Origin of the sequence: uncultured Roseobacter sp. (assembly GCF_947496515.1) — a bacterium.
GTDB lineage: Bacteria > Pseudomonadota > Alphaproteobacteria > Rhodobacterales > Rhodobacteraceae > Roseobacter.
In genome coordinates this window covers 209,664-220,111 of the sequence record NZ_CANMDB010000009.1, presented here as the reverse complement: position 1 = coordinate 220,111, position 10,448 = coordinate 209,664, and the positions used below count along the sequence as shown (strand labels likewise).

8 protein-coding genes are annotated in these 10,448 nt (G+C 59.5%); all 8 read right to left on the bottom strand.

From position 1 onward, the window contains the following. Positions 1 to 104: 104 nt before the first annotated feature. Complete coding sequence (locus Q1A53_RS16340; protein ID WP_299968712.1) at positions 105 to 629, bottom strand: hypothetical protein; 525 nt, start codon at positions 627 to 629, stop codon at positions 105 to 107. A 2-nt stretch (positions 630 to 631) separates the two neighbouring features. Next, on the bottom strand, positions 632 to 2,755 hold the full coding sequence (gene fusA, locus Q1A53_RS16335; protein ID WP_299968706.1) for an elongation factor G: 2,124 nt from the start codon (positions 2,753 to 2,755) through the stop codon (positions 632 to 634). 80 nt (positions 2,756 to 2,835) lie between these two features. Continuing rightward, positions 2,836 to 3,306, bottom strand: a complete 471-nt coding sequence (rpsG, locus tag Q1A53_RS16330) for a 30S ribosomal protein S7 (protein ID WP_299968705.1) — start codon at positions 3,304 to 3,306, stop codon at positions 2,836 to 2,838. Positions 3,307 to 3,407: 101 nt separating this feature from the next. After that, entirely contained in the window at positions 3,408 to 3,779 is a 372-nt protein-coding gene (rpsL, locus tag Q1A53_RS16325; RefSeq protein WP_007118826.1) for a 30S ribosomal protein S12, read from the bottom strand. 346 nt (positions 3,780 to 4,125) lie between these two features. Continuing rightward, positions 4,126 to 5,358 carry a biotin/lipoyl-binding protein gene (locus tag Q1A53_RS16320; protein WP_299968704.1) on the bottom strand — a complete coding sequence of 411 codons (1,233 nt, stop codon included), beginning with the start codon at positions 5,356 to 5,358 and terminating at the stop codon, positions 4,126 to 4,128. A 3-nt stretch (positions 5,359 to 5,361) separates the two neighbouring features. Further along, on the bottom strand, positions 5,362 to 5,691 hold the full coding sequence (locus tag Q1A53_RS16315) for a hypothetical protein (protein ID WP_299968703.1): 330 nt from the start codon (positions 5,689 to 5,691) through the stop codon (positions 5,362 to 5,364). A 178-nt stretch (positions 5,692 to 5,869) separates the two neighbouring features. Further along, complete coding sequence (rpoC, locus tag Q1A53_RS16310) at positions 5,870 to 10,114, bottom strand: DNA-directed RNA polymerase subunit beta' (protein ID WP_299968702.1); 4,245 nt, start codon at positions 10,112 to 10,114, stop codon at positions 5,870 to 5,872. Continuing rightward, a complete protein-coding gene (locus Q1A53_RS16305) occupies positions 10,111 to 10,446 on the bottom strand; it encodes a hypothetical protein (protein ID WP_299968701.1) in 336 nt (111 codons plus the stop codon). Before Q1A53_RS16305 ends, rpoC begins: the two co-directional genes overlap by 4 nt. Positions 10,447 to 10,448: the final 2 nt, after the last annotated feature.

Here is a 10,448-nt window from a genome sequence, read left to right as displayed (position 1 = left end):
TCTTGCCGTGGTCAACGTGACCAATCGTGCCAATGTTAACATGCGGTTTCGTACGTTCAAACTTTGCCTTTGCCATGTCTGGCTCCTTTTCTATCTTAGCTGATCTATGCGCCGAAAAGGCGCTTACGAACGTCGGCCGCGAATCCGGAAACCGTGTTCTTGTAATCGTCAGTAGGGCTGCGGCCCGATTTGGCGAGTGCACCAATTATTCCACCGGGTGCGTATTCACCTTTTGCAAGGCCGAACACTTCCGTCGGTTCGATTACAACTGCACCAGATTCAGCATCTTTGACCTGCAATATTCCCGCAATTCTGCTTGTACCACCTACGAGTAGAGACATTCCCGGCGATACCAGTTGTACAGAAGTCAACGATAACTGGACGTTCACCGGACGACTTCCTGCTGCTGCCGCTTGCAATTGTGCGGAAACAGCCTGCTGAACGTCGCGTTGGACCTGCGCTGTACTTATTGCATTTTGGCGACCGCCAACTCTTTCAAGCTGAGATACGTCAACAGTCACCTCGTTTACACGCAGGTTTTGGGATGCACTAACATCCAGCAATGGTTCTGCACACGCCGAAATAAACCCGACAGAGGCAATAGCTAGGAAAGAACGCCTATTTATCATGGTTATGCAAACTTCGCCTGAATCTCGTCCGAGATGTTCTGCGGGACCGGATCGTAGTGATCGAACTGCATGGTGAACTGAGCGCGACCCGACGACATCGACCTCAGGGTGTTGATATAGCCGAACATATTCGCCAGCGGCACCATCGCGTCGATGGCGATGGCGTTGCCGCGGGGCTCCTGCCCTGTCACCTGACCGCGCCGGGATGTGAGGTCACCGATCACGTTGCCGGTGTAATCCTCGGGCGAGATGACCTCGACCTTCATGATCGGTTCCAGCAGTTTGGCGCCCGCGCCCTTCATGCCTTCACGCATGCCCATGCGGGCCGCGATTTCAAAGGCCAGAACGCTCGAGTCCACATCGTGGAACTTACCGTCGATCAGCGCGACCTTGAAGTCGATCACCGGGAAGCCCGCGAGAGGACCGGAATCCATGACAGATTTGATGCCTTTTTCCACGCCCGGGATATATTCTTTGGGCACGGCACCACCGACGATACGGCTCTCGAAGGAGTAGCCTTCGCCGGGCTCGGTCGGGGTCAGGATCATCTTGACCTCGGCGAACTGACCGGAGCCACCCGACTGTTTTTTGTGGGTATAGGTGACTTCGTACTCTTTCGAGATCGTCTCGCGGTAGGCCACCTGCGGCGCACCGATGTTGGCCTCGACCTTGAACTCACGCTTGAGACGATCCACCAGGATGTCGAGGTGCAATTCGCCCATGCCCTTCATGATGGTCTGACCGGATTCCATATCTGTCTCGACCCGGAAGGACGGATCCTCTGCCGCCAGACGCGCGAGGCCCTGGGACATTTTCTCCTGGTCGTTCTTGGTCTTGGGCTCAACCGCGATCTCGATCACCGGATCGGGGAACGTCATCGTTTCCAGCACGACCGGATCACTATTGGAGCAAAGCGTATCACCTGTCGTGGTGTCTTTCAGACCGGCAAGCGCAATGATGTCGCCCGCAAAGGCCTCTTCGATCTCTTCGCGGTTGTTGGAGTGCATCATCATCATCCGACCGACACGCTCTTTCTTGCCCTTGGTCGAGTTGAGAATGGTGTCACCCTTGTTCATCGTGCCCGAATAGATGCGCGTGAAGGTCAGCGAGCCCACGAAGGGGTCGTTCATGATCTTGAACGCCAGACCGGCAAAGGCCATCTCATCATCCGCGCGGCGCGGGATGTTGCGGGTTTCTTCCTCGTCACCGGGTTTGAAGCCCATGTAGTCGACCACATCGAGCGGGCTCGGCAGGAAGTCGATCACGGCGTTAAGCAGCGGTTGCACGCCCTTGTTCTTGAAGGCGGAGCCGCCGAGGACTGGAACGAAATGCAGGGCCAGCGTGCCCTTGCGCAGCAGTTTGCGCAGGGTGTCCACGTCGGGCTCGTTGCCTTCGAGATATTCCATCATCGCGTCGTCGTCTTCTTCGACGGCCGCTTCGATCATCTTGCCGCGCCATTCCTCAGCAACCTCTTTGAGGCTGTCACGGATTGGCTTTTTGACCCAGGACGCGCCCAGATCTTCGCCTTCCCAGACCCATTCTTCCATGGTGATCAGGTCGATCTGGCCTTCCAGTTCGGTCTCTGCCCCGATGGGCAGGGCAACGGGCACGGCGCGCGCACCGGTGCGATCCTCGATCATCGCGACGCAGTTGAAGAAGTCGGCACCGATCTTGTCCATCTTGTTGACGAAAACGATCCGCGGGACCTTGTAGCGATCGGCCTGGCGCCAGACGGTTTCGGTCTGGGGCTCCACACCGGCGTTGGCATCGAGCACACAGACGGCACCGTCGAGCACGGCGAGCGAGCGTTCCACCTCAATGGTGAAATCCACGTGACCCGGCGTGTCGATGATGTTCATGCGGTATTTCGTGTCGGATGTGCCCTCGTTCGTGGGCTCTTCCTGACGCTGCCAGAATGTGGTGGTTGCAGCGGAGGTGATGGTGATCCCCCGTTCCTGCTCCTGCTCCATCCAGTCCATGGTGGCCGCACCGTCGTGGACCTCACCGATGTTGTGGGATTTACCCGTGTAGAACAGGATCCGTTCGGAACAAGTGGTTTTACCGGCGTCGATGTGGGCCATGATGCCGAAGTTGCGGTAGCGTTGGAGCGGATAGTCGCGGGCCATGGGGCTGCTTCCTCAAAATCTGAAACGGTTGATCGCGCCCCCGGACGGGACGCGAGAAGAGCGGGGAGATCCCGCCCGAATTACCAGCGGTAGTGGCTGAACGCCTTGTTGGCGTCGGCCATCTTGTGGGTGTCTTCGCGCTTTTTGACCGCGGTGCCGCGGGATTGAACGGCGTCCAGAAGCTCACCGGCGAGGCGCTCTTCCATCGTGTTTTCGTTGCGCGACCGGGCCGCTTTGATCAGCCAGCGGATGGCCAGCGCCTGACGACGCTCGGGGCGCACCTCGACGGGAACCTGATAGGTCGCACCACCGACGCGGCGCGAGCGCACCTCGACGGAGGGCTGAATGTTGTCGAGCGCTTCGTGGAACACCTCGATGGGGGCACGCTTGATCTTGGTCTCGACGCGGGTCAGCGCGGAGTAGACGATGCGCTCCGCGACCGACTTCTTTCCGTCGATCATCAGGTTGTTCATAAATTTGGTCAGCACCAGATCGCCATATTTGGCGTCGGGCAGGACTTCGCGTTTTTCGGCTGCGTGGCGACGGGACATCTTGGTATCCTCTTGAAACTCTTCGGTGTGTCATCCTCGGGCCTGACCCGAGGATCTTGTGGACGGAGATCCTCGGGTCGAGCCCGAGGAGGGTGCAGGTCTTACTTCGGCCGCTTGGCGCCGTATTTGGAGCGACGCTGTTTGCGGTCTTTGACGCCTTGCGTGTCCAGAACACCGCGCAGGATGTGGTAGCGCACACCGGGAAGGTCCTTGACACGTCCGCCACGGATCAGAACCACGGAGTGTTCCTGCAGGTTGTGGCTTTCACCCGGAATATAGCTGATCACCTCGAACCCGTTGGTCAGGCGTACCTTGGCCACTTTCCGCATCGCGGAGTTCGGTTTCTTGGGCGTTGTGGTGTAAACGCGCGTGCAAACGCCACGCTTCTGCGGGCATTCCTGCAGGTGCATGGATTTGGATCGTTTTACTTTTGGCTGCCGCGGTTTGCGGATCAGCTGCTGGATCGTTGGCATTCCGGTTCTTTCCCCGTCTAAGCTCACATATGTGTGCACGAGGGCGATCCCCATGCGGTTTCAAATCGGACACATTTGGCATCCGCAATACGAAACGACCGCACCCGTTTCCGTACCGAGGAAAACGACGCGGTGGTGTAACAGAGGATCGGGCCAGTAGGAGGCCGGATCGTGACCACTTTCGTTCTGATTTACAGCGCGCAAAGAAACCTCTGCCCGCAGGATGTGCGGCATATAAAAGGAGTCGCCCGGGCTGTCAACAGCACCCCGAGGGATTCACCTGTCAGACGCTGCAGGATGATGCGCCCGGCAAGGTACGCTCTGGCAAAACCGGCACGCCGCGGCATCAGTGGCCGGTGAACACCAGCGTTTGCAGCGGCAGCAGGAGCGACCGTATCCGAAGACCCGCCGCATGAACCACACCCACCGTATCGACAACGTGCAAAAAGATACGCCGCCCAAAACCCAACGCCGGGTCTTCCAGCAGCGCATGGTTGTACGTGTAGGCATTCGCCAGGCAGCGGCTTCCCGGCGGGATATCATCGGTCTGACCCGGGTAAATCGGCTCAAGAAATGCCGTGATCGTCCCCGGAGCACCCTGATATTGCGCATCCCCCAACCGGTCCGAGGGCCGCACCTGTCCGGCGGCAATCACGTCCTGCACCTCAGTAATGACCATCGGAATGACCGTGAAGGGTTTCGACACGCACATGATTTCTGCCACACCACCCGCCTTGACGACCTGCGCGGAAATCTGAGGGAACCCCGCCTGAAAACGATTGCGTCCTGCATCGGCGGGAACAAGGATCCCCGCAGGACGTAAAACCGGGCTGACGATGTCACCCACCCGCAGCGTGAACTGTTCAATGGTGCCGTCGACGCCCGCGTAGACAGTGAGTTTTTCAATCTCATTCAACGCTTGCGCAAGAGCAGCTTCGGCTGTCGCGCGCTGCGCTGGAAGCTGAACGCCGATCTGAGCGTCAATCGCCGCCACCCCGGCAGCTGCTTCATCCAGTTGCCCCTGCCGGACACCAAGCTCATGCTCCAGCAATTCGACGTCCCGGTCGCTCACGGCGGAAGACCCTTGATCCTGCAGCGCCCTGCGCCGGTCGAGATCTTCACGGGTCTGCTCAAGGGCGGCTTCGGCCTGCTCCACCGCGGCAACAGATGCCGCACGCTGCGCATCGGCCAAGGCCAGAGACGCCTCCACCTCCGCGATCTGACGTCGCGCTGTCTCTGCGGCGGCTTCCTGGCTGCTGCTGTCCAGTTTGAAAATCGGATCACCCGCGGCGACCTTCGAATTGATCCTGACATATACGTCCGAGACACGCCCGCCCTGCTCCGACAGGATGGTTACGGTCCGGAAAAACGATGCCACATTCGACGTGCTCGGATGGTAGTAAAAGACAATCGTGATCAAGCTGATGGTCAGCATCGCACATAACGTGATGCCCCACCGCAGCTCGTACCAAACGGTGAAAAAGTTGATCTCCGCGCCCCAGCGTTTGCCCTGAAAGCGGCGGCGCAACAGGTAGTCGGGCAAGATCGTCACGAGCGAGCACAAGATAACTTCGAGCATGACCTACCGCTCCCGGCTCACGAGGTTTTGCAGCGACTGGGCCATGGAATTCAGAGGGGTGATCAGATCCGGCGGGCGGAAGGCAGCAATGACCAGAGCGATGATCCAGAAGATGTTATTGTGGGTGAACAGAGCGACCATGACCAGAATGCTGATCAACTGAAGTTGTGCGCTATTGCCTTTATGCGCCATCCGTTCCGGCAGCGCATGCAGGGTGAAGTAGGCAACGCCGACCAGAAGAATGGCGAGCACGAGAAAAATGACCATGATGGTGAAAAGCTGATCGCTGCCATCTGCACCCGCGAAATAAGGCGGCAGGTGAGTCGGTGCCATGGGATGGAATGTATCTGACATCTGTGAACTTTCAGACTGGACCCGGTAACAATCGCACCGACGCTACTGGCGAATATGTCGTTTCACCACCCATTTCAGATTGAATTCGCAAGAAACCAGAAAAGAGAAAAGCCCGGCGATCGCGGATCGCCGGGCTTTTTTTCAGGATCAGATCGATTTAATCCCGCGGATCATCCGCCGGGGTGATCACATCGCCAAAGACATCGCTGGCCATGCTCTCGTCCGGCGCAGGCGCGGCGAGCGCTGCGGCGGCTTCGGCCTCCTCGCGGCGCGCCTCGATCACGACGTTGTCGCGGTCCTGCGCCACGCGGCGGACCTTCATCGTGGCACCACCGGTCCCCGCCGGGATCAGACGGCCGACGATCACGTTCTCCTTGAGGCCGACGAGCTTGTCCTTCTTGCCTTGAACCGAGGCCTCCGTAAGCACGCGCGTCGTCTCCTGGAAGGACGCCGCCGAGATGAAGCTGCGGGTTTGCAGCGATGCCTTGGTGATGCCCAGCAGGATCGGTTCGCCCTGTGCGGGACGCCCGCCTTTCGACAGTGCCTTTTCGTTGGCCAGATCGAACTCCTGCTTGTCCACATGTTCGCCCTTGAGCAGGGTGGTGTCCCCGCTGTCCTGGATCTCCCACTTCTGAAGCATCTGACGCACGATGACCTCGATGTGCTTGTCGTTGATCTTCACACCCTGCAGGCGGTAGACGTCCTGGACCTCGTCGATCATGTAATCCGCCAGCGCCTCAACCCCCATGATGGCGAGGATGTCATGCGGGGCGGGGTTACCGTCCATGATGTAGTCACCCTTCTGGACAAAATCCCCCTCGGCGACGGGGATGTGCTTGCCCTTGGGCACCATGTATTCGACCTTGTGATCCGGATCCTCGGAGCTCTCGATCGCGATGCGGCGCTTGTTCTTGTAGTCCTTGCCGTAGCGCACATAGCCGTCGATTTCCGCGATGATGGCGTGATCCTTGGGGCGACGTGCCTCAAAGAGTTCGGCCACCCGCGGCAGACCCCCGGTAATGTCCTTGGTCTTGGCGCCTTCCCGCGGAATACGGGCCACCACATCGCCTGCCTTGATTTCGGTCTGGTCCTCGATGGACAGAACCGCATCCACAGACATCGGATAGGTCACCGGGTTGCCCGCATCGTTGCGCACGGGCTGGCCATCGGCATCCACCAGAATGATCTCTGGCTTGAGCTCATTGCCCTTGGTTGCCGAGCGCCAGTCGATCACGATCTTCTGGGTCATGCCGGTGGCATCATCAGTCTCGTCCTTGACGGCGATACCGCTGACCAGATCCACGAACTTCGCCATCCCGGATTTCTCCGCGATGATCGGCAGCGTGTAGGGATCCCACTCAAAGAGCTTGTCGCCGCGGGCCACGGTCTGACCGTCGGTGACAAAGAGCTTGGTCCCGTAGCCGACCTTGTGGCTCGCGCGCTCGTCGCCGTTCTCGTCCTGGATGAGCAGCTTCATGTTGCGGCCCATGACCATGATCTCGCCTGCGGCGTTCTCAAGGGTCTGCGCGTTCTCAAAGACGACCTTGCCGGAATGGCTGGCCTCCAGGAAGGATTGCTGACCACCCTGCGCAACACCGCCAATGTGGAAGGTCCGCATTGTCAGCTGCGTGCCGGGCTCACCGATGGACTGTGCGGCGATGATGCCAACCGCTTCGCCGGTGTTGACCATTGTACCGCGCGCGAGGTCCCGCCCGTAACACATGGCGCAAACGCCCTCCTCAGCCTCGCAGGTCAGCGGACTGCGGATGCGGGCAGAGGCGACACCGGCGTCCTCGATGGCATCGGCCATGCGCTCGTCCACCAGTGTTCCGGCGGCCATCATCACCTCATCCGTGCCCGGACGCAGGATGTCATCCGCGAGGACACGACCTAGGATCCGCTCCGACAGGGAGGCCACGACCTCACCGTCGTTGACAGCAGCGACAGCGGTGATCGAGTTCTCCGTCCCGCAATCGAGCATGCGCACGATGCAGTCCTGCGCCACGTCCACCAGACGCCGGGTGAGATACCCGGAGTTCGCCGTTTTCAAAGCGGTATCCGATAGACCCTTACGGGCACCGTGGGTGGAGTTGAAGTACTCCAGAACCGTCAGGCCTTCCTTGAAGTTCGAGATGATCGGCGTCTCGATGATGTCTCCATTGGGCTTGGCCATCAGGCCGCGCATCCCGCCGAGCTGTTTCATCTGCGTGACAGATCCCCGCGCACCGGAGTGCGCCATCATGTAGACCGAGTTCGGCTCCATCTCGGCACCGGCCTCATTGCGCTGGCTGGCGGAGATCGAGCCCATCATGGCGTCGGTGACCTTGTCGTTACACTTCGACCAGGCATCGACCACCTTGTTGTACTTCTCGCCCTGGGTGATCAGACCGTCCATATACTGCTGCTCGAAATCCTTCACCTGCTCGCGCGTCTCTTCGACGATCGGCCATTTGGTGTCGGGGATCAGCATGTCGTCCTTGCCGAAGGAGATGCCGGCCTTGAACGCCTCGCGGAAGCCCATGGTCATGATCTGGTCACAGAAAATGACGGATTCCTTTTGCCCGCAGTAGCGGTAGACGGTGTCGATGACCTGCTGCACTTCTTTCTTGCGCAACAGACGGTTGACCAGCTCGAACGGTGCCTTGGCGTTGAGCGGCAGAAGCGCGCCCAGACGGACCCGGCCCGGTGTCGTCTCGAACCGCTGCATGACCTCCAGACCGTTCTCGTCGATCTGGGGGATCCGCGCGGTGATCTTGGTGTGCAGATGCACCAGCCCGGCGTCCAGCGCGTGCTGAACTTCCTCGACGGAGCCAAAGACCATGCCTTCACCCGGCATGCCCTCACGCTCCAGCGTGGTGTAATACAGGCCCAGGATCATGTCCTGCGAGGGCACGATGATCGGCGCACCGTTGGCAGGGCTGAGCACGTTGTTGGTGGACATCATCAGCACGCGCGCTTCCAGCTGCGCTTCGAGGCTGAGCGGCACGTGAACCGCCATCTGGTCACCGTCGAAGTCCGCGTTGAAGGCCGAACAGACCAGCGGGTGCAGCTGGATCGCCTTGCCTTCGATCAGGACAGGTTCAAACGCCTGGATGCCCAGACGGTGCAGTGTCGGCGCACGGTTGAGCATCACCGGGTGTTCGCGGATCACCTCATCGAGGATGTCCCAGACTTCGGGGCGTTCTTTCTCCACGAGCTTTTTCGCCTGTTTCACGGTGGAGCTGAGACCCTTGGCCTCCAGCCGCGAATAGATGAACGGCTTGAAGAGCTCCAAGGCCATCTTTTTCGGCAGACCGCACTGATGCAGCTTGAGCTCCGGCCCGGTCACGATGACCGACCGGCCCGAGAAGTCGACGCGCTTGCCGAGAAGGTTCTGGCGGAAGCGGCCCTGCTTGCCTTTCAGCATGTCGCTGAGCGATTTCAGCGGCCGCTTGTTGGCACCGGTGATTACACGACCGCGGCGACCGTTGTCGAACAGAGCATCGACGGATTCCTGCAACATCCGCTTTTCGTTTCGCACGATGATGTCAGGCGCGCGCAGCTCGATCAGCCGCTTGAGACGGTTGTTCCGGTTGATCACCCGGCGGTAGAGATCGTTGAGGTCTGACGTCGCGAAACGGCCACCGTCCAGCGGCACCAGCGGGCGCAGCTCTGGCGGGATCACGGGGATCACCGTCAGCACCATCCACTCCGGGCGGTTACCGGATTCCAGGAAGCTTTCCACGACTTTCAGACGCTTGATGATCTTCTTGGGCTTCAGCTCGCCGGTGGCCTCCTTGAGGTCCGCGCGCAGCTGTTCGGCCTCGGCTTCGAGGTCGATGGCCGCCAGCATCTCGCGGATCGCTTCTGCGCCGATGTTCGCTGTGAAGGCGTCCATGCCGTAGGCGTCCTGCGCGTCCATGAACTCTTCTTCGGTCATCATCTGACCGTATTGAAGATCCGTGAGGCCTGGCTCGATCACCACGTAGTTCTCGAAGTAGAGCACCCGCTCCAGATCGCGCAGGGTCATGTCGAGCATCAGGCCAATGCGGCTGGGCAGCGATTTCAGGAACCAGATGTGCGCAACGGGCGAGGCGAGCTCGATATGGCCCATGCGCTCACGACGTACCTTTTGCAGCGTGACTTCCACGCCGCATTTCTCGCAGACGACGCCGCGATACTTCATGCGCTTGTACTTGCCGCAAAGGCACTCGTAATCCTTGATCGGCCCGAAGATCCGCGCGCAGAACAGACCGTCACGCTCTGGCTTGAACGTCCGGTAGTTGATGGTCTCGGGCTTCTTGATCTCCCCGAAGGACCACGAAAGGATCCGCTCCGGCGAGGCCAGAGACACCTTGATTTCGTCAAACACCTTGGGTGGTGTGAGCGGGTTAAACGGGTTGTTTGTCAGTTCCTGGTTCATTGGATTTCCTTTCCAGGCTCCGGGCAGCGGAATGTATACGATTGTTCGTTGATTGAACCGCCGCCAATCAGGTCGTAATGGGTAAAGCTATCTTCAACGAGATTCACTTGATCTACGCTCAGCAAAGTGTCGGATCCGCACCTTTTCGAAACAGCGAGCATACCGTCGCTCAGCATGGCCGATGTCGAACGAATTGACGATGCCAAGACAAGCCGTTGGCCGGCATTGCTGTCACGACCGTCAGCCAAATCTTCGACAGTGATCTTATCGATCACTGTCGACGCCGCGCATCCAGCCGAAAACAGAAGTGAAGAGGCAACTATGGTTTGCATCC

What these genes read in the sequence shown, in the direction of transcription:
- Q1A53_RS16340 (WP_299968712.1), bottom strand. Translation starts at nt 629, where the DNA reads ATGATAAATAGGCGTTCTTTCCTAGCTATTGCCTCTGTCGGGTTTATT.
- fusA (WP_299968706.1), bottom strand. Translation starts at nt 2,755, where the DNA reads ATGGCCCGCGACTATCCGCTCCAACGCTACCGCAACTTCGGCATCATG.
- rpsG (WP_299968705.1), bottom strand. Translation starts at nt 3,306, where the DNA reads ATGTCCCGTCGCCACGCAGCCGAAAAACGCGAAGTCCTGCCCGACGCC.
- rpsL (WP_007118826.1), bottom strand. Translation starts at nt 3,779, where the DNA reads ATGCCAACGATCCAGCAGCTGATCCGCAAACCGCGGCAGCCAAAAGTA.
- Q1A53_RS16320 (WP_299968704.1), bottom strand. Translation starts at nt 5,358, where the DNA reads ATGCTCGAAGTTATCTTGTGCTCGCTCGTGACGATCTTGCCCGACTAC.
- Q1A53_RS16315 (WP_299968703.1), bottom strand. Translation starts at nt 5,691, where the DNA reads ATGGCACCGACTCACCTGCCGCCTTATTTCGCGGGTGCAGATGGCAGC.
- rpoC (WP_299968702.1), bottom strand. Translation starts at nt 10,114, where the DNA reads ATGAACCAGGAACTGACAAACAACCCGTTTAACCCGCTCACACCACCC.
- Q1A53_RS16305 (WP_299968701.1), bottom strand. Translation starts at nt 10,446, where the DNA reads ATGCAAACCATAGTTGCCTCTTCACTTCTGTTTTCGGCTGGATGCGCG.